General features: G+C 72.7%; 18 protein-coding genes. 9 read left to right on the top strand and 9 right to left on the bottom strand.

Annotated elements, in window-relative coordinates:
• Positions 1-157 precede the first annotated feature (157 nt).
• From ACFWBN_RS25255 to ACFWBN_RS25230, 6 genes are all read left to right on the top strand, one after another.
• Positions 158-1,483 carry a DUF2252 domain-containing protein gene (locus ACFWBN_RS25255; RefSeq protein ID WP_385179261.1) on the top strand — a complete coding sequence of 442 codons (1,326 nt, stop codon included), beginning with the start codon at positions 158-160 and terminating at the stop codon, positions 1,481-1,483.
• Positions 1,484-1,532: 49 nt separating this feature from the next.
• The gene (locus tag ACFWBN_RS25250) at positions 1,533-2,222 is read left to right on the top strand and encodes a hypothetical protein (protein WP_385179259.1); all 690 of its coding nucleotides are present in this window, start codon (positions 1,533-1,535) and stop codon (positions 2,220-2,222) included.
• Between the two features lie 52 nt (positions 2,223-2,274).
• Positions 2,275-3,069 carry a DsbA family protein gene (locus tag ACFWBN_RS25245; protein ID WP_385179257.1) on the top strand — a complete coding sequence of 265 codons (795 nt, stop codon included), beginning with the start codon at positions 2,275-2,277 and terminating at the stop codon, positions 3,067-3,069.
• A gap of 120 nt (positions 3,070-3,189) precedes the next feature.
• A complete protein-coding gene (locus ACFWBN_RS25240) occupies positions 3,190-4,863 on the top strand; it encodes an alkaline phosphatase D family protein (protein WP_385179255.1) in 1,674 nt (557 codons plus the stop codon).
• A 222-nt stretch (positions 4,864-5,085) separates the two neighbouring features.
• Positions 5,086-6,039, top strand: a complete 954-nt coding sequence (locus tag ACFWBN_RS25235) for a zinc metalloprotease (protein ID WP_385179370.1) — start codon at positions 5,086-5,088, stop codon at positions 6,037-6,039.
• Between the two features lie 40 nt (positions 6,040-6,079).
• Positions 6,080-7,015 carry a serine/threonine-protein kinase gene (locus ACFWBN_RS25230; RefSeq protein ID WP_385179253.1) on the top strand — a complete coding sequence of 312 codons (936 nt, stop codon included), beginning with the start codon at positions 6,080-6,082 and terminating at the stop codon, positions 7,013-7,015.
• A gap of 7 nt (positions 7,016-7,022) precedes the next feature.
• On the opposite strand, the gene ACFWBN_RS25225 is transcribed toward ACFWBN_RS25230, so the two are convergent.
• On the bottom strand, positions 7,023-7,601 hold the full coding sequence (locus ACFWBN_RS25225; RefSeq protein ID WP_385179251.1) for a dienelactone hydrolase family protein: 579 nt from the start codon (positions 7,599-7,601) through the stop codon (positions 7,023-7,025).
• A gap of 63 nt (positions 7,602-7,664) precedes the next feature.
• Here ACFWBN_RS25225 and ACFWBN_RS25220 point away from each other — a divergent pair, with 63 nt between their 5' ends.
• Positions 7,665-8,708 carry a mechanosensitive ion channel family protein gene (locus ACFWBN_RS25220; RefSeq protein ID WP_385179368.1) on the top strand — a complete coding sequence of 348 codons (1,044 nt, stop codon included), beginning with the start codon at positions 7,665-7,667 and terminating at the stop codon, positions 8,706-8,708.
• Positions 8,709-8,875: 167 nt separating this feature from the next.
• Here ACFWBN_RS25220 and ACFWBN_RS25215 read toward each other — a convergent pair whose 3' ends face one another.
• Positions 8,876-10,294, bottom strand: coding sequence for a sensor histidine kinase (locus ACFWBN_RS25215; RefSeq protein WP_385179249.1), 1,419 nt, complete (start codon positions 10,292-10,294; stop codon positions 8,876-8,878).
• The gene (locus ACFWBN_RS25210; protein ID WP_385179247.1) at positions 10,291-10,986 is read right to left on the bottom strand and encodes a response regulator transcription factor; all 696 of its coding nucleotides are present in this window, start codon (positions 10,984-10,986) and stop codon (positions 10,291-10,293) included. The genes ACFWBN_RS25215 and ACFWBN_RS25210 overlap by 4 nt, the downstream gene beginning before the upstream one ends.
• 72 nt (positions 10,987-11,058) lie before the next feature.
• Here ACFWBN_RS25210 and ACFWBN_RS25205 point away from each other — a divergent pair, with 72 nt between their 5' ends.
• Together ACFWBN_RS25205 and ACFWBN_RS25200 are read left to right on the top strand one after the other, a co-directional pair.
• On the top strand, positions 11,059-12,228 hold the full coding sequence (locus ACFWBN_RS25205; protein ID WP_385179245.1) for a glycosyltransferase: 1,170 nt from the start codon (positions 11,059-11,061) through the stop codon (positions 12,226-12,228).
• Complete coding sequence (locus ACFWBN_RS25200; RefSeq protein WP_385179243.1) at positions 12,225-13,220, top strand: SDR family NAD(P)-dependent oxidoreductase; 996 nt, start codon at positions 12,225-12,227, stop codon at positions 13,218-13,220. Before ACFWBN_RS25205 ends, ACFWBN_RS25200 begins: the two co-directional genes overlap by 4 nt.
• On the opposite strand, the gene ACFWBN_RS25195 is transcribed toward ACFWBN_RS25200, so the two are convergent.
• The 6 genes from ACFWBN_RS25195 to ACFWBN_RS25170 form a co-directional block, all read right to left on the bottom strand.
• Positions 13,208-13,582 (bottom strand): hypothetical protein, encoded by a 375-nt coding sequence (locus ACFWBN_RS25195; protein ID WP_385179241.1) that lies wholly within the window; start codon positions 13,580-13,582, stop codon positions 13,208-13,210. The genes ACFWBN_RS25200 and ACFWBN_RS25195 overlap by 13 nt on opposite strands.
• Positions 13,583-13,785: 203 nt before the next feature.
• A complete protein-coding gene (locus ACFWBN_RS25190) occupies positions 13,786-15,378 on the bottom strand; it encodes a Na+/H+ antiporter (protein WP_385179239.1) in 1,593 nt (530 codons plus the stop codon).
• A 259-nt stretch (positions 15,379-15,637) separates the two neighbouring features.
• On the bottom strand, positions 15,638-16,102 hold the full coding sequence (locus ACFWBN_RS25185; protein ID WP_385179237.1) for a GNAT family N-acetyltransferase: 465 nt from the start codon (positions 16,100-16,102) through the stop codon (positions 15,638-15,640).
• Positions 16,099-17,040 carry an RluA family pseudouridine synthase gene (locus ACFWBN_RS25180; RefSeq protein WP_385179235.1) on the bottom strand — a complete coding sequence of 314 codons (942 nt, stop codon included), beginning with the start codon at positions 17,038-17,040 and terminating at the stop codon, positions 16,099-16,101. The genes ACFWBN_RS25185 and ACFWBN_RS25180 overlap by 4 nt, the downstream gene beginning before the upstream one ends.
• 74 nt (positions 17,041-17,114) lie before the next feature.
• Positions 17,115-17,675, bottom strand: a complete 561-nt coding sequence (lspA, locus tag ACFWBN_RS25175; RefSeq protein ID WP_385179233.1) for a signal peptidase II — start codon at positions 17,673-17,675, stop codon at positions 17,115-17,117.
• A 102-nt stretch (positions 17,676-17,777) separates the two neighbouring features.
• A complete protein-coding gene (locus ACFWBN_RS25170; protein ID WP_385179231.1) occupies positions 17,778-18,623 on the bottom strand; it encodes a TraR/DksA family transcriptional regulator in 846 nt (281 codons plus the stop codon).
• Positions 18,624-19,000 lie beyond the last annotated feature (377 nt).

Below are 19,000 nucleotides of genomic sequence, written 5' to 3'. Positions count from 1 at the left end.
GGGCGGCAGCTACGAATCCTACGTCGGCCGGGTGACAGAAACGGGGCACCGACGGGTACGGTCATGCGTTGCAGAACCAAGGACGACTGTCCGACTGTTCTTGATCAAAAGCGTGATCTGTCCCAGATCGGCCCCGCACCACCAGGAGGCATCCGCCATGGCGGCTACCGAGACGACCGACGAACAGCGCGCCGAGCAGATACTCGACGTGTTCGACACCGCGTTCGGTGAGCTGCTCGCCGCCGACCCCGCCGCCTTCCAGGTCAAATTCCGGAAGATGGCGGCCTCGGCCTTCGCGTTCTACCGGGGCACGGCCTGCCTCTTCTACGCCGACCTGGAGCGCGACCGGCACGGCGGCCCGTACCTGGACGAGCGGACCGGCCGGGTGTGGATCCACGGGGACCTCCACGCGGAGAACTTCGGCACGTACATGGACTCCAACGGCCGGCTGGTCTTCAACGTCAACGACTTCGACGAGGCCTACGTCGGCCCCTTCACCTGGGACCTGAAGCGGTTCGCCGCCTCCGTCGCGCTGATCGGCTACACCAAGGCGCTCAGCGACGATCAGATCGGCGAGCTGGTCCGGGTCTACGCGGGCGCCTACCGCGAGCGGATCCACGCCCTGGCCACCGGGGCGAAGAACGAAGAAGTGCCCTCCTTCACCCTCGACACCGCCGAGGGCCCGCTGCTGGGCGCCCTGCGCGCCGCCCGCTCCCGCACGCGCTTCTCCCTCCTGGACTCGATGACGGAGATCCGCGACTTCGAGCGCCGCTTCACGCCCGGTGCCGGGACCATCGAGCTGGACGCGGCCACCCGCTACAAGGTGCTGGCCGCCTTCGACGGGTACCTGGAGACCCTCCCCGACGAGTCCCTCGTACGGCCCGACTCCTACCGGGTCAAGGACGTGGTCGGCCGCCGGGGCGTCGGCATAGGCTCCGCGGGCCTGCCCTCCTACAACATCCTGCTGGAGGGCCACAGCGACGCCCTGGAGAACGACGTCGTGATCTACCTCAAGCAGGCGCAGACCCCGGCGGTCTCCCGGCACATCACCGACCGCGCCGTGCGGGAGTACTTCGAGCACGAGGGCCACCGCACGGTGATCTCCCAGCGCGCCCTCCAGGCCCACGCCGACCCGTGGCTCGGCTGGACGGAGCTGGACGGCTCCGGGCAGCTGGTGGCGGAGGTCTCCCCGTACGCGGTGGACCTGGACTGGTCGGACCTGGACGACCCGGAGGAGATCGCGGCGGTCGTCGCGGACCTGGGCCGGGCCACGGCGACCATGCACGGGGCGGCGGACGCGGACGAAAGCGGCCAGACGCTGGTCCCCTTCTCCACCGAGCGCGCCATCGACGCGGCGATCGCGGCCGACGAGGAGGGCTTCGCCGAGCTGCTGGTGGACTTCGCGCACGCCTACGGGGCCCGGGCCCGCGCCGACCACCAGATCTTCGTCGACCTCTTCCGCAACGGCAGGCTCACGCCATAGTCGGGACCTGGAGCCTGCGTCCACAGGCAGTCATGGCACACTCGCGGCGATGGACATATCAGGGGTGAGACTTCGGGGGCTGCGGGCCGCGCTGTTCAGCGCGCTCGTCGTGCTGCTCTCGGCGGGCTCGCACGTCCTCATGTCGCAGGTGCCGCTGCCGCCCGCGCTGGTGGGCGGGGCCTTCGCGGCCGTGTTCGCCCTCTCCTACGCGCTGGCGGGCCGCGAGCGGGGCTTCGGCCCCATCGCCGGGCTGCTCGTGCCGCTGGAGCTGGCCGCCGACACCGTCTTCACCGCCGGGCAGCACGTCTGCTACGGCCCGGCGGGCGGCCCGGTCTCGGGCCCGCTGCGCGCGATGGGCCTGGAGGAGCTGTGCGGCGGCACGCCGGTGGGCGGGCCGCTGACCGAGGTGGCCGGGCCGGCCGCCGATCCGGCCGCGCTGCTGGCCTCGCCCGGGCCGTGGGCGCCCTGGCTGCTGCTCGCCGCCCACGTCTGCGTGGGGCTGCTCGCCGCCGCGTGGCTGGGCCACGGCGAGCGGGCGCTGGGCCGGCTGCTGCGGGCCACGGCCGCCTTCGCGTTCCGCCCGCTGCGGCTGGCGGTTGCCGCGGTGGCCACGGCCGCGGGGCCCCTGCGGCGGGTGCTGCGGGCGGCCGCACCGGGCACCGGGGCCCGTACGCGATTCCCCGCGCACTCCGTGGGACGGCGGGGACCTCCCGTGCTCGGCGCGCTCGCCCGCGCCTGACGCACGTACGACAGTCCCCCCTTTCCCTCCTCCCCATCCCACGGAGATCACCATGAGTGCACGCAACAGCCAGCAGAACAAGGCGGCGGCCCGCGAGAAGCTGCGCATCGAGCGCGAGAAGCAGGCCAAGAAGGACAAGGCGCGCCGCCAGGTGATCGTGGGCGGCGCGGTCGTCGCCGCCCTCGCCCTGATCGGCGTCGTCGGCTACGCGATCGTCCAGGCCAACCAGCCCTCCTACTGGGACAAGGCCGCCAAGGCCGAGCTGGTCAAGCCGAAGAACGCCGAGGGCGAGGACGGCCTGAACGTCGTCATCGGCAAGGCCGAGGCGAAGAAGACCCTGGAGGTCTACGAGGACTCGCGCTGCCCGGCCTGCGCCCAGTTCGAGCAGGCCGTCGGCGAGCAGGTCAAGAAGGACGTCGACGCCGGCAAGTACAAGATCCAGTACTTCGGCGCCACCTTCATCGACAACGCCGTCAAGGGCGAGGGCTCGAAGAACGCGCTGAGCGCGCTCGGCGCGGCGCTGAACGTCAGCCCGCAGGCCTTCCTCGACTACAAGGCCGCGCTGTACTCCAAGGACCTGCACCCCGAGGAGACCGTCGACAGCTTCGCCAAGGACGACTACCTGCTGAAGGTCGCGGACACGGTTCCCGCGCTCAAGGGCAACGCCGAGTTCAAGAAGGCCGTCGAGGACGGCACCTACGACCGGTGGGCGCTGGAGATGTCGAAGGCGTTCAACAAGTCCGGTGTGACGGGCACGCCGACGCTGAAGATGGACGGCAAGAAGATCGACACCCCGCAGACCGCGGAGCTGTTCACGGCGGCGATCGACAAGGCGCTCGCCGGCTGATTTTCCGCCGCGTACCGCCGAGGTACCGGCCACCCGGGCGGGCGAACTCCCAGAGTTCGCCCGCCCGTTGCTTGCACAGGGATGTACCGGCGGTCATACCCGCCAGTAATATGATCATCCGTGACCAGTCATCTCTCACCTTCCCCCCTGCCTTCCGCCGGCGCCGCAACTCCGCGCCGCCGCACGGTCGTCCTGGCCGCGGCCGCCACCGCCGCGCTCGCCCCGATGACCGCCCTGGGCGCCCAGGCCGCCCACGCCGTCGGCAGTGCGCCGGCCTTCCTGCACGGCGTCGCCTCCGGCGACCCGCTGCCCGACGGGATCCTGCTGTGGACCCGCGTCACCCCGACCCCCGAGGCCGTGCCCGGCTCCGGCCTGGGCCCGGCCGTCCAGGTGGACTGGGAGGTGGCCGGGGACAAGGCCTTCTCCCGCGTCGTGGCCCGCGGCACCGTCACGGCGAGCGCCGCCACCGACCACACCGTCAAGGTGGACGTGCGCGGACTCCAGCCGCACACGCCGTACTGGTACCGGTTCACGGCGGGCGCCACCACCTCCCCCGTCGGCCGCACCCTGACCACCCCGGCGCACGAGGCGAGCACCGCCGGGGTCCGCTTCGGCGTGGTCTCCTGCGCCAACTGGGAGTCCGGCTACTTCTCGGCCTACCGGCACCTGGCCGCCCGTACCGACCTCGACGCGGTCCTGCACCTGGGCGACTACATCTACGAGTACCAGTCCGGGGGTTACCCGGAGGCGAAGTACGTCGTACGGTCGCACGAGCCGAAGCACGAGATCGTCTCGCTCGCCGACTACCGCACCCGGCACGGCAAGTACAAGACGGACGCCGACCTGCAGGCGCTGCACCACGCCCACCCGGTCATCGCCATCTGGGACGACCACGAGTTCGCCAACGACGCCTGGGCGGGCGGCGCCGAGAACCACACGCCCGGCGCCGAGGGCGAGTGGGCGGCCCGCGCGGCCGCCGCCAAGCAGGCGTACTTCGAGTGGATGCCCGTACGCGCCTCCATCGCGGGCACCGTCTACCGGCGGCTGCGCTTCGGCACCCTCGCCGACCTGCACCTCCTCGACCTGCGCTCCTTCCGCTCGCAGCAGGCCAAGGTCGGCAGCGGCTCGGTGGACGACCCGGAGCGCAGCATCACCGGGCGCGCCCAGCTGGACTGGCTCAAGTCTGGCCTCGCGGGCTCGGACGCGACCTGGAAGCTGGTCGGCACCTCGGTGATGATCTCGCCGGTGGCCTTCGCCTCGCTGCCCGCGCACCTGCTCGGGCCGCTCGCCAAGCTGCTCGGCCTGCCCGAGGGCGGCATAGCCGTCAACGTGGACCAGTGGGACGGGTACACGGACGACCGCAAGGAGTTGCTGGGGCACCTCAAGGACCGCGGCGTCAAGAACACCGTGTTCCTGACCGGCGACATCCACATGGCGTGGGCGAACGAGGTCCCGGTGAACATGGCCACGTACCCGGGATCGGGCACGGCGGCCACCGAGTTCGTGGTCACCTCGGTGACCTCCGACAACCTCGACGACATCCTGCACGTGCCGGCGGACACCGCCTCGCTGGTCGCCGAGTCGGCCGTCAAGGCCGCCAACTGGCACGTGAAGTGGCTGGACATGGACGCGCACGGCTACGGCGTGCTCGACGTGACGGCGGAGCGCTCGCAGATGGACTACTACGTGGTGTCCGACAAGCGGCGGCCTGACGCCACGGCCGCCTGGACCCGCTCGTACCGGACGCTGAACGGCACGCAGAAGGTGGAGCGGGCCGACCGACCGGTTCGCTGATAGACCGTCAAATCTGCTGTTTCGAGGGGCCCCTGGTGCAGACCAGGGGCCCCTTGTGCATCAGAAGCAACAAATCTTTTACGTAAGAGTCTTGACCGGATAATGACATGAACACATAAGCTTCGCGCCATCCGAGGAGATCCCTCGGCCGGAAACCCCCCACCGCGAGGAGCACACGTGCGCGCTGTTGCCCGCATATCCCCCCTTCTCCGCCGCCGCCTGATGGGCACGGCGGTTCTGGCCGGAACCCTGGCGTTCACCCCGCTCGCCGCCCCCACGACGATCGCCGCCGCCAAGACCCCCGCCGAGGTGTGCGCCGAGTCCGGCTCGACCGGAGCCGCCGCCAACGCCCGCGTCGCGCGCCCCGTCGACCAGCACGCGGCCGAGCCCAACGAGGTCACCGACACCCAGGCGAAGGCCATGGACGTCGACCTCAAGGCGAAGCTGGACAAGGCCCTCAAGAACCAGCCGCAGCGCAGCCTGCGCGCCGCCGAGGCCGTCACGAGCATCCCCGTGTACTTCCACGTGGTCCACTCCGGCACCACCGGAAAGCTGACGTCCACCCAGATCAACAACCAGCTCGCGGTCCTCAACGCGGCCTACGGCGGCCAGGGCACCGGCAACGTGAACACGAACTACCAGTTCACCCTCGCCGCGACCGACTACACGGACAACGCCTCCTGGTACAACCTGGCTTCCGGCTCGCAGGCCGAGAAGGACATGAAGAACACCCTGCGCAAGGGCGGCCCCGGCGCGCTGAACTTCTACACCGCCAACCTCTCCGGCGGCCTGCTCGGCTGGGCCACCTTCCCGACCTCCTACGCCTCCGCCCCCAAGATGGACGGCGTGGTCGTGCTCGACTCCTCGCTGCCGGGCGGCTCCGCCGCCAACTACAACGAGGGCGACACCGCGACCCACGAGGTCGGCCACTGGATGGGTCTGTACCACACCTTCCAGGGCGGCTGTAACGGCAACGGCGACTACGTCTCCGACACCCCGGCCGAGAAGAGCGCGGCCTTCGAGTGCCCGACCGGCCGCGACAGCTGCACCACCAAGTCCGGTGTGGACCCGATCCACAACTTCATGGACTACACGTACGACTCCTGCATGTACCAGTTCACCGCCGGCCAGGTGGCCCGTATGACGAGCAGCTGGACCGCCTACCGGGCGGGCTGAGCACCGGATACGACCGGGCCCGGTCGCCTACCCTGGCGCCATGAGCGCGCCGGGGGACGTGATCGACGGACGGTTCGAGCTGATTGAACGGCTCGGCAGCGGAGGCATGGGCACGGTCTGGCGCGCGCTGGACCGTGCCCTGCATCGCGATGTGGCCCTCAAGGAGGTCCGGCCGCCCGTCGGCCAGGAGACGGGCGAGCCCGCGCGGCTGCTGCGCGAACGGGTGCTGCGCGAGGCCCGCGCCCAGGCCCGGATCAGCCACCCCAACGTGGTCGCCATCCACCACATCGTGGACGGGGACCCGCACCCCTGGCTGGTCATGGAACTCCTCCCCGGCGAATCCCTCCAACACCTCCTGGACCGGGGCCCGCTGGCCCCGGCCGAGACGGCCCGCATCGGCCGCGAGGTGCTCGGCGGACTCCGCGCGGCCCACGCCGCCGGGATCCGCCACCGGGACGTGAAACCCGCCAACGTGCTGCTGCGGAAGGACGGTTCCGCCGTCCTGACCGACTTCGGCATCGCCGCGATCCAGGACGCCCCCGCGCTGACCCCGCCCGGCGATGTCGTCGGGACCCCCGAGTACCTGGCGCCGGAGCGGCTGCGGGGCGTCGATCTGCCCGCCTCCGACCTGTGGTCGCTCGGCGTGCTGCTGTACGTGTGCGTCGAGGGCGTCAGCCCGATGCGCCGGGCCACCGGCCTGGCCACGCTGGCCGCCGTCCTGGAGGACCCGGTCCCGCCGCCGCTGCGGGCCGGCGCCCTGGCCCCCGTACTGGCGGACCTGCTGGTCCGCGACCCGGCGGCCCGGCCGGACCCCGAGGAGCTGGACGCCCGGCTCGCCGCCGTCGCGCGCGGCCGGGCTGCGGCCCCGGCACCCACCCCGGCGGACGCCGTTCCGGCCCCTCGGACCCGAACCGGAGGCCGCTTCGGCCCGCCGCCGGCCCTGCCCCCGAAACCGGCACCGCGCCCCCGTTCCTGAGGGCTGCCTAGAGGCTGTCGAGGAAACCGAGCGCGACCTTCCAGGCCTGCTCGGCGGCCTCGGCGTCGTAGTCGTCCAGATCCGGATCGGTGAACAGGTGCCCGGCCCCCGGGTAGGTGTGGACCTCCACATCGGCCCCGGCCCGCTGCATCCGCAGGTACCAGGCCGTCAGCCAGTCGTGCGTCTCGAACGGGTCCGGGTCGGCGATGTGCAGCTGCACGGGCAGGTCGTCCACCGAGGCGCCGTCCTCCAAGTCCGCCGTCCCGTGCAGGAGCAGCAGCCCGCGCGCCTTCTCGTCGGCCATCGCCAGGTGCTGGGCGACGGAGCCGCCGAAGGAGAAGCCCGCGTAGACCAGACCCTGGTCGGAGTAGGGGGCGGAGGCCAGTACCGCGCGCTTGAGCAGCTCGTCACGGCCGATCTCGTCCCGGTGGGCCATGCCCTCCTCGACGGTCTCGAAGGTGCGTCCCTCGAAGAGATCCGGCACCTGCACCTGGTGCCCGGCCGCGCGCAGCCGGTCGGCCGCCGCGTGCACCGCGGGCCGCAGCCCGTACGTCGAATGGAAGAGCATGATGTTCATGCCTCCCATCGTGCCAGTTCTTGAATATGAGGGGTCGGCAGGCTGCTTCCGGTTACGTTCAATCCCATGGAGATCGAGACCGTCCTGCGCCCCGTCACGGTGATCGGCGGCTCGCTGGTCGTCACCCTGATCGCCGGGTGGCTGCTGGACCTGCTGCTGCGCCGGGCCGACGCCCGGCACACCGAAACCCCCCTGTGGGGGCTGCTGCGCCGCTGCCGCCTCCCGTTCCAGGTGGTGCTGTGCACCTCGCTGCTCAGAACCTTCCACCGCCAGGCGGGAATCCTTCCCGACCACTCCTTCGGCGTCGGCCGCGCCCTCACCCTGGTGCTGATCGCCTCCGCGGCCTGGCTGGCCGTGCGCATCGCGACGGCCGTCGTGGACTCCACGTACGCGCGCTACGCCGCCGGGACCCAGGACGAGGCCCGGGTCCGCCGGGTCCGCACCCAGGTCACGCTGATCCAGCGGGTGGTCACGGCGGTGGTGGTCGTGGTCGCCGCCGCGTCGATGCTCCTGACCTTCCCGCCGATGCGTACGGTCGGCGCCTCGATGCTGGCCTCCGCGGGCGTCCTCGGCATCGTGGCGGGCATCGCCGCCCAGGCCTCGCTGGGCAACCTCTTCGCGGGCCTCCAGATCGCCTTCGGCGACACCGTCCGCATCGGCGACACGGTGGTGGTCGACAACGAGTGGGGCAGGGTGGAGGAGATCACCCTGACCTTCCTCACGGTCCGGACCTGGGACGAGCGCCGCATCACGATGCCGGTGTCGTACTTCACGAGCAAGCCGTACGAGAACTGGTCGCGCGGCGGGGCGCAGATGACCGGCACGGTCTTCTGGCACCTGGACCACAGCGCGCCGATCGAGCTGATGCGGGACCGGCTCCAGGACATCCTGAAGGACATCCCGGAGTGGGACGGCCGGGGCGGCGGCCTGGCGGTGACGGACACCACGCCGCACACGGTGCAGGTCCGTGCGGTGGTGACGGCGAAGGACGCGGACGATCTGTGGACGGTCCGCTGCGCGGTCCGCGAACGGCTGATCACCTGGCTGGTCACCCACCACCCGTACGCCTTGCCGCGCATCACCACGACGGAGGCGACCCCGCGGCCGACGCCCTGACCCGCCGGTGCCGCCGCCGCTGCGCGGCAATTCCAGCCCGCCCGGCGTTTGAGGGCACGGGCGCGAAGCGCACGTACGGGGTCCGGGGCGGAGCCCCGATCTTTGAGCCGCACGCGCAACGAGCCCCGGCACACCCAGCCTCGCCGGCGGAGCCCCGGCAGCGGCGCTCAGCCGTCGGGACCGAACGTCAGCCGGAACAGGGCCCCACCCCCGGGCCCCGGCTCGGCCACGAGCTCGGCCCCGTGCGCCAGCGCGATCTGCCGGGCCATCGCCAGGCCCAGCCCGGACCCCGGCAGGGCGCGGGCCGTCCCCGCCCGGTAGAAGCGGTCGAAGACGTACGGGAGGTCCTCCGCCGAGATCCCCGGACCGTGGTCCCGAACGGTCAGCTCCGGCCCCCCGTCGGCCCCGGCGGGCGAGGCCAGGGCCACTTCCACCGGCAGGCCGCCCCCGCTGAACTTCGCCGCGTTGTCCAGCAGGTTGGACACCAGCCGGCTCAGCCGGGCCGGCACCCCCGCCACCTCCGCCTCCGCCACCGCCTCCGCCACCCGGACCGAGAACGCCACCCCCGGCCAGTGCGACCGCGCAGCGGACACGCAGTGCTCCACCAGCGGAGCCAGCCGGACCCGTTCCACCAGCGGCTGCGGCTCCTCGTCCCGCGCGAGCTCGATCAGGTCGTTCACCAGCCCCGTCACCTCCCGCAGCTGCCGGCCCAGCGCGAGCGAGGCCCGTTCCCGCTGCTCCGCCGTCAGCCGCTCGCCGCGCGCCAGCAGCTCCGCGTTCGTCCGCAGCGCCGTCAGCGGGGTCCGCAGCTCGTGCGAGGCGTCCGCGACCAGCCGCCGCTGCGCGGTCACGGACTGTTCCAGTTCCCCCAGCATGGTGTTGAAGCTCCCGGCCAGCCGGGTGATCTCGTCCTCCCGCCCGGAAGGCCCCCGCGACGGGAGTTCGATCCGGTGCCGGGGATCCCGCGTGGCCGCGATCCGCTCCGCCGTCGCCGTCAGCCGGGTCACCGGGGCCAGTCCGGTCCGCGACACCCACGAGCCGAGCACGGCCGCGAGCAGCACCCCGGCCGCCGCCGTCAGGAGCAGCCACCACGCGGCCTCCTCGATGCCGTCCTCGACGGTGTCGGCCCGCAGGGCCACCTGGAGCGCCCGGCCCTTGGCGTAGTCGGTGGTGAGCATCCGCGCCGGGTGCCCGGCCAGCGTGATGTTCGTGTAGTACGGGGCCCGTTCGCCCGCGGCGACCTCCCGCGCGGCCGGATCCACCGGCAGCTGCCCCGGCGGACGGGGGTCCTGGGCCGGGTCGGCCGACACCACCTCCGCGCACGCGGGGGCCGCGAGGAAGCGGCACTCCCCGGCCAGCACGCCGGGCCCCGCCCCCGGGTTGCGCTGCGCCGCGAGCCTCGCCGACTGGGTCAGGGTGAGGTCGAGCTGCCGGTACAGCGCGCCCCGTACGACGAGGAACGCGGCCGCGCACACCCCGACCGCCACGAGCGCCACGGCCGCCGTGGCGGCCAGCGCCAGCCGGGTCCGCAGCGGCCTCCGCCTGCGCCAGGGAGCTCCGAGCCGGCGCCGCCCGGCGCCCGTCACGCCGAGTCCAGCCGGTAGCCGACCCCGTGCACGGTGTGGACCAGCCGCGGCTCGCCCCCGGCCTCCAGTTTCCGGCGCAGGTAGCCGACGTACACGGCCAGCGAATTGGAGTCCGGCCCGAAGTCCCGTCCCCACACCAGTTCCAGGATGAGCTCGCGCGGGAGCACCTGCCCGGGGTGGCGCAGGAGCAGTTCCAGCAGCGCGGCCTCGGTCCGGCTGAACTCCAGCGGCCGCCCGCCCCGGTGCCCGGTCCGCGTCCCCGGGTCCAGGACCAGGTCCGCGAAGCCGAGCGGGGCGGCGCCCGGCGGCTCGGGCGCGGCCCGGCGCAGCAGTGCCCGTACGCGCGCGATCAGCTCGTCGAGCGCGAAGGGCTTGACCAGGTAGTCGTCGGCCCCGGCCTCCAGGCCGTCGACGCGTTCGCTGACCGAGTCCAGCGCCGTCAGCACGAGTACGGGCGTACGGTCGCCCAGCGCGCGCAGCTGCCGACACACTCCGAGCCCGTCGAGCACCGGCATCATCACGTCCAGGACGACAGCGTCGGGCTCCCAGGCAGCCACCTCGGACAGCGCGGCGAGCCCGTCGCCCGCGCCCCGCACCTCGTACCCCTCGACGGCCAGCCCGTCCTCGACGGCGGCCCGTACCTCGGGCTCGTCGTCGACCACCAGAATCCGATGCCTGCCCTGCGCGCTCATGTCCCAAAGCCTGCCAAACCCGCCGCCGCAACCTCTTAGAACCTTCTTAAGGCGCACCGGGAGTGTGCGGCCATGACCACCACACAGCTCTCCGTCGTGATCGGTGCGGGCGGCACCGGCGGCCACATCTATCCGGGGCTCGCCCTCGCCGAGGCGCTGCGCGCGGCCGTCCCCGGCGCCGTGGTCTCCTTCATCGGGACCGAGCGGGGCCTTGAGACCGAGCTGATCCCGGGCGCCGGCTACCGGCTGCACACCGTCGACATGATCCCCTTCGACCCGGCGCTGGGCGCGAAGCGGTACCTGCTGCCGGCGGCGCTGCTGCGCTCGGCGCACCAGGCCCGTGTCGTGATCCGGGCGCAGGGCGCGCACGCCGTCGTCGGCATGGGCGGCTATCCGAGTGCCCCGGCGGTGCTCGGGGCCCGGCTGGCCGGGCTGCCGGCCGTGATCCACGAGTCCAACGCGGTGCCGGGCCGGGCCAACCAGTTCGCGGCCCGGCTGACCCCGCACGTCGCGGTGGCCTTCGACCGCAGCCGCGCCCACCTGGCGGGCGGGGCTCGGGCGCTGACCACCGGCATGCCGATCTCGGCGGCGCTGGCCGGGCTGGCGGAGCGGACCCCGGCGGACCGGGCGGCGCTGCGTACGGAGGCCCGGCGGTACCTGGGCGTCCCGGAGGGGCGGCGGCTGGTCGTCTTCAACGGCGGCAGCCTGGGCGCGATCCGCCTGACCGGTGCGGCCGTCGGGCTGGCCGGGCTGTGGCAGGGCCGGGACGACGTCCAGCTGCTGATCAAGACGGGTCCGGCGGCGCTGTCCGGCGCGGAGGACGAGCTCACCACGTCCGGCGGCCGGCGGATCGCCCGGGCCGTCCCCTACCTGGACCGGATGGACCTGGTCTACGCGGCCTCCGACCTGGTGGTGTGCCGGGCGGGCTCGGCGACGGTCGCCGAGCTCGCGGCGACCGGGGTCCCCGCCGTGCTGGTCCCCTACCCCCACGCCCCCGGCGACCACCAGACCCACAACGCCCGGGTCCTGTCCGACGCGGGTGCCGGGCTGCTGCTGCCCGACGCCGAGACCACCGCCGAACGCCTCGCCGGGCTGGTCGGACCGCTGCTGGCCGACCCGGCCCGGCTCGCGGCGATGACCGGCGCCGCCGACCCCGGCCCGCACGCGCGGGCCGCCGAACTGCTGGCCGCGCAGGTCCTGCGCGTGGCCGGCGTCCCCCTCCCCACCCTGGAGCGAGCATGAACAACTGGACCGACCGCACCGTCCTCGTCACCGGAGCCGAGGGCTTCATCGGCTCCACCCTCGTCGACCTGCTGGTGGCCCGGGGCGCCCGCGTCCGCGCCTTCGTCCACTACAAGCCGTACGCCGAGAAGGGCCACCTGGCCCGCTACCTGGCCGACCCCGACGGCCCCGTCGAGATGTGGGCGGGCGACATCCGCGACGCGGGCCGGGTCAGCGACGCGGTGGCCGGCTGCGACACCGTCTTCCACCTGGCCGCGCTGATCGGGATCCCGTACAGCTACGCCTCGCCGGGCGCCTACGTGCAGACGAACGTCACCGGCACGGAGAACGTCGCGGAGGCCTGCCACCGCCACCGCGTACGCCGCCTGGTCCACACCTCCACCAGCGAGGTCTACGGCACGGCCCTCACCGCACCCATCTGCGAAACCCACCCGCTCCAGCCGCAGTCCCCGTACTCGGCGTCCAAAATCGGCGCGGACATGATGGCGCTCTCCTTCCACCACGCCTTCGAACTCCCCGTGACGGTGGTCCGCCCCTTCAACACCTACGGCCCCCGCCAGTCGGCCCGCGCGGTCATCCCCACGATCCTGGCCCAGCTCCACTCGGGCTCCCGAGAGATCCGCCTCGGCTCGCTCTCCCCCACCCGCGACTTCACGTACGTGACGGACACGGCGGCGGGCTTCCTCGCCGTGGCCGAATGCGACCGGGCCCTGGGCGAGGTGGTCAACCTCGGCACCGGCGAGGAGATCTCCATCGGCGCCCTGGCCCAGGCCCTGATCGAGGCCTCGGGCAAGGACGCGGAAGTAGGGGTGGACCCCTCCCGCCTACGCCCCTCGGGCAGCGAGGTCCACCGCCTCCTCTCGGACAACTCCCGGGCCCGCGACTGGGCGGGCTGGAAGCCCGAGGTCTCCCTCTCCGAAGGCCTGAGCCGCACCTCGGACTGGGTCGCGGCGAACCTCCACCTCTTCGCCCCGGACCGCTACGCGGTGTAGAGCAGCGCGGCGGCGCACTCCTCGGCGTGCGCCGGCAGCGGCTCCCCGGCCCGCAGATGCCGCCTGACGACCGAGAGCGGCAGGTCGACGAGAGCCAGGGTGACGCGCTCCCGGTCCCGGGGGCCCGCCACACCGAGCGAGGCGGCAAGAGCACCCAGCGAGCCGAATACACGCTCATTGCCGAAGTCGGCACGCCGAACGTACTCCTCGGCCCAGTCGGCCCGTCCGAACTCCCCGGCCCCATGCAGCAGCAAAGCCTCCTCCGGGTGGTACATGGACCCACTCGGCGCCCCGACCGCCTGCGCGACGCCCTTCTGGCGGACGCCCTGGACCACGCAGAACGCCCGGCCCAGCGCGCCCACTGGACCCCGTACGTCCGCTTCCTGCGCGCACCGGCTCGCCGTAGGGGCCGGGGGCGGGGTGGGGTGTCGGCCGGGACTAAAACGAGATGAATTCGGCGCAACCCACCCCCCACGAACGGGACCACCCCAGGGCGCCGAACATCGAAGCCCGTCCCGGCCGACACCCCACCCCGCCCCCGGCCCCGACCACCCGCCGCCCCCGCCTACGGGCTCCGCAGACTCCGCACGTCCAAGTGCCGCAGCACCCGGTCGACGATCTCCGGGTCGGCCCCGGGCTCACTCCGCGCGGCCAGCACCTCGTGGCGGGCGGCCGACATCATCTCGCGCTGGATCCGCTGCACGTCGCGGATCCGCTCCACCCGCTGCGCGTACGCCTCCCGCCGCTCCTCGTCCACCATGTCGGGGCTGATACGGGCCCCCACGTCGTACGCGCGCCGATAGAGAACCTCCACCAGGTCCTCCGGAAGCTCCTCCACCTCCTCGATCTCCTTCAGCCGCCGCTTCGCGGCCTTCGCCGCGCGGATCGCCAACTGCCGCTGGGTCTCGCGCTCCGCGTCCGTGTCCGCCTCCACCCCCAGCCTCCGCACCAGCCACGGCAGGGTCAGCCCCTGCAGCACCAAGGTCGCCATGATCACGGCGAAGGCAATGAAGACGATCTGGTCCCGCGCGGGAAACGGATCACCCGCGTCCGTCCGCAAGGGAATGGCAAGGGCCAGCGCCACCGAGGCCACCCCGCGCATCCCGGCCCACCACATGACCACGCTCTCCCGCCAGCTCAGCGGGATCTCCTCCTCGTAGTCGCGCCGCGTGTGCAGCTTCTTGGCGAGCCAGCCGGCCGGCAGCAGCCAGACCAGCCGTACGCCGACCACCACCGCGATCACGGCCACGGCCCACCCGGCCATCTCCCACTCGCGGCCCGCCGCCGTACCGAAGACGTTGTGGAGCTCCAGCCCGATCAGCCCGAACGCCACCCCGGTGACCAGCATGTCGACGACTTCCCAGAAGGTGTGCCCGGCGAGCCGCCCCAGCACGTCGTCGGCGTCGGTCGCGTACTCGGCGAGGAACAGGGCCGTGGTCAGGACGGCCAGCACCCCCGACCCCCGCAGCTCCTCGGCCACCACGTACGCGACGAACGGCACCAGCAGCGTCAGCCCGATCTGCAGCGTGGCATCCCCGAGCCGCCCCATGAGCCAGTGGGCGGCCCACCCCAGCCCAAGCCCGACGGCCACGGCCACGACCGCGGAGAGCACGAACTCCCCGAGCGCGTCGGGCCAGGAGAAGCTGCCGCTGACGGCGGCGGCGATGGCCACGTGATAGAGCACGATCGCCGTCACGTCGTTGAAGAGCCCCTCGCCCTCCAGGATCGACACCATCCGACGGGGCAGCCCGAGCGAACCTGCCACGGCGGTGGCGGCGACGGGGTCGGGCGGGGCCACGAGCGCACCGAGCGCGACGGCGGCGGCCAGCGGCAGCCCGGGCACGATGGCGTGCGCGACGGCGGCGACGGCGGCGGTCGTGACGAACACGAGGGCGACGGCGAGCAGGAGGATGGGCCGCAGATTGGCGGCGAACTGCCGCCAGGAGGTCCGCTGCGCGGAGGCGTACAGCAGCGGCGGCAGCACGAGCGGCAGGATGTACTCGGGCGGGATGTCGACATTCGGCACGACCGGCACGAGCGCGAGCACGACTCCGCCGATGGTCATCAGCACGGGCGCGGGCAGCCCGAGCCGATCCCCGAGCGGCACGGTGACGACGGCCCCGAGCAGCAGCACGAACAGCAGAGCAAGCTGATCCACTCCCCCACCCTGCCAGTCCGCTGCGCTTGGCGATGCGGTGGAAGCCCCCGAGCCCCTCGTGTCGAGGCTCCGCCCCGCGCCCGCGCCTCAAACGCCGGCGGGTCTGCGGGTTCGCCTCAAACGCCGGCGGGGCTGGAACCGCCCTGGGGCGGAGCCCCGGCAACGGCGCCACACCCGAACCCAATCCAGCCCCGCCGGCGTTTGAGGCGCGGGGTCTGGGGCGGAGCCCCAGCAGCGGCGCCGCACCCGAACCCGGGGGCTACGGCAGGGCGCGCCGCATCGCCCGGTGCGGGATGCCCGCGTCCTGGAACTCCGGCCCGTAGGCCACGTACCCCAACCGCTCGTAGAAGCCGACCGCATGCGCCTGCGCACCCAGATCCACGGCCGACAGCCCAAGCCGCACCGCCTCGGCCTCGATCGCACGGACCAGCGCCACCCCGACGCCCAGCCCGCGCGCGGACTTGCGTACGGCCAGCCGACCCAGCGAGCCGATGTCCTCGGACCCGGTCTTGGCCAGCGCGGCGGCACCGTACAGCAGCCGGCCCGTGCCGAGCGCGGCCCCGTCCGGCCCGACGGCCAGCACGTGCACCGCGTCCGCGTCGTACGCGTCGTACTCGATCGACTCCGGAACCGACTGCTCGACCACGAACACCTCGGACCGCACGGCGAAGCAGGCCGCCAGGTCGGACTCGCCCGTCGCCGGCCGGACGGCGAAGGCCGTCACTCGCTCTCGGCCCGGATCACGTCCAGCGCGTGCTGGAGGTCCGCCGGGTAGGTGCTCTCGAACTCCACCCACTGCCCGTCCGACGGGTGCTCGAAGCCCAGCCGCACCGCGTGCAGCCACTGCCGGGTCAGCCCCAGCCGCTTCGCGACCGTCGGGTCCGCGCCGTAGGTCAGGTCGCCCACGCAGGGGTGCCGGTGCGCGGACATGTGCACGCGGATCTGGTGCGTGCGCCCGGTCTCCAGCTTGATGTCGAGCAGCGAGGCCGCGCGGAAGGCCTCGATCAGGTCGTAGTGCGTGACGGAGGCCTTGCCGTCCTGCGTCACGGCCCACTTGTAGTCCGCGCTGGGGTGCCGGCCGATCGGCGCGTCGATCGTGCCGCTCATCGGGTCCGGGTGGCCCTGCACCAGCGCGTGGTAGCGCTTGTCCACGACCCGCTCGCGGAACTGGTTCTTCAGCGAGGTGTACGCGCGCTCCGACTTCGCGACGGCCATCAGGCCGGACGTGCCGACGTCGAGGCGGTGCACGATGCCCTGGCGCTCGGACGCGCCGGAGGTCGAGATCCGGTAGCCGGCGGCGGCGAGGCCGCCGATGACGGTGGTGCCGGTCCAGCCGGGGCTCGGGTGGGCGGCGACGCCCACCGGCTTCATGATGACGACGATGTCGTCGTCGTCATGGACGATCTCCATGCCGGGCACGGGCTCGGCGACGACCTCGACCGGCCGCGGCGGCTCGGGCATCTCGACTTCGAGCCAGGCGCCACCGTGTACACGCTCGGACTTCCCGACGACACTGCCGTCGACCGACACCTTCCCCGCGGCCGCGAGATCGGCCGCCTTCGTCCGGGAAAATCCGAACATACGGGCGATTGCGGCGTCGACGCGCTCGCCCTCGAGGCCATCGGGAACGGGCAGGGTGCGGATCTCGGGAATCGTACTCACCTGTCGAGTATGCAGGACCCGACAGAAGACCATTCCCGCGATCGACCCGCGACGGGCCCGCGATCAGCCCGCGATCAGTCCTTGTGGACGGTCCCGTCCGGGTCCAGGCCCTTGAAGGACAGCAGGACGATCAGGATGCCGCCGCACACGATCGCCGAGTCGGCCAGGTTGAAGACGGCGAAGTGGGCCGGCGCGATGAAGTCCACGACCGCCCCCCGGAAGACGCCGGGCGAGCGGAAGATCCGGTCGGTCAGGTTGCCCAGCGCACCGCCGAGCAGCAGGCCCAGCGCGATCGCCCACGGCAGGCTGTAGAGCTTGCGGGCCAGCCGCACGATCACCACGATCACGGTGGCCGCGATGCAGGTGAAGATGATCGTGAAGGCCTCGCCGAAGCCGAAGGCGGCACCGGGGTTGCGGACCGCCTCGAACTTCAGCAGATCGCCGATGATCTCGATCGGCGGCTGGTGCTCCAGCTTGGCCACGACCAGCATCTTGCTGCCGAGGTCCAGCAGGTAGGCGAGGACCGCCACGACGAGCAGCGCCACGATCCGCCGATGCCCCTTGGGCTCGGCGGACTCCGGCTGGGCGTCGTCCCCGACCTCCGGCGTACCGATGATGCGCTCCGCCTCTGCCACGTCAGTCCCTCGAACTCGCTCGAACCAGGCTCCTCCTGGACCCTGACGAGACACGAGAGTACGTCAGGGTCCCCGCCCGGGGGGCGTCCGCCCGGTGCCGATCTAGTGCCTGCGTTCCTGCTTCTGCTTGCAGTCCACGCACAGCGTGGCCCGCGGGAAGGCCTGCATCCGCGCCTTGCCGATGGGCTGCCCGCAGTTCTCGCAGAGCCCGTACGTGCCCGCCTCCAGCCGTTCCAGGGCCCGCTCGGTCTGCTCCAGCATCGAGCTGGCGTTCGCCGCGAGGGCCAGCTCGGACTCCCGGGTGATGTTCTTGGTGCCCGTGTCGGCCTGGTCGTCTCCGGCGCCGTCGCCGGAGTCCCGCATCAGGTCCGTGATGGCCGTCTCGGAGGCATCCAGCTCCATGCGCAGCCGCAGGACCTCCGAGGACAGCTCCGCACGGGCCTCCGCGACCTCCTCGGCCGTCCAGGGGTCCTCTCCGGGCCGTACGGCGAGCTCCCCGGGCGTGAGGGCCGCCGTGGCGCGCGCCTTCGGCAGCCCGCTGGTGGCGGCCGCCGCCGTCTTCCTCGCCGTACCGGTGCTCTTCTTGGCAACCACTTTGCGGACTCCCGTCTTCTTCGCGGCCTGCGCCGCCCCCTCGGCCACGGCCTTCTTGGCCGGGGTCTTCCTCGCGGTCGCCTTCTTGGCCGGAGCCTTCGCGGCGGTCACCTTCTTGGCCGGAGCCTTGGTCGCGGCGGCCTTCTTCCCGGCCGTGGTCGCCTTCTTGGCCGAAGCCGAAGCCGACGCCGACGCCGAAGCCGACGCCTTTGCCGCAGCCGGTACCGCGTCCACGGCCACCGCGGCCGCCCCTGCGGCCTTCTCGGCCACCTTCCCCGCGGCCTTCGCTGCGACCTTCCCGACAGCCTTGACGGCCTTCTGCGCAGTACTCCCGGCGGTCTTCTTCGCCACCATGGCCGCGGCCCCTTCACATACTGTGATCATTGCTCGCGAATCGTGCCGGAACGATAAATCGACTCCAGCCTCACGGCAACGGGGCACGCATCCGTCGAGGCCAACCTGCATCCGTTGTGCCCATCCGGAGGCCCGGTAATCCGCCTCACCCGCCCCACTGGATTCCGCGCCGGCGCGTCAGCCCATCCGGGTCACGCACCACCCGCCCCGCGCACCCCGCCACGCCGGGCCTGCGGGCCCCCCAAGGGCCCCCGAAAACCGGTCTGCCGCGTGCCGCCCGGGCCCGTACACTGGGCCCAGCGAGAGGCATGGATGGGGACGAGTAGCGTCGGACGCAGCCAGGAGCGACCCGGGGACGGTGAGAGCCCGGGGGCGAG

It is taken from the genome of Streptomyces sp. NPDC059989, assembly GCF_042736975.1.
Classification (GTDB): Bacteria; Actinomycetota; Actinomycetes; order Streptomycetales; family Streptomycetaceae; genus Streptomyces.
Note: the sequence above shows the minus strand (reverse complement) of the source record. Positions and strands in the feature narration are given on the sequence as shown.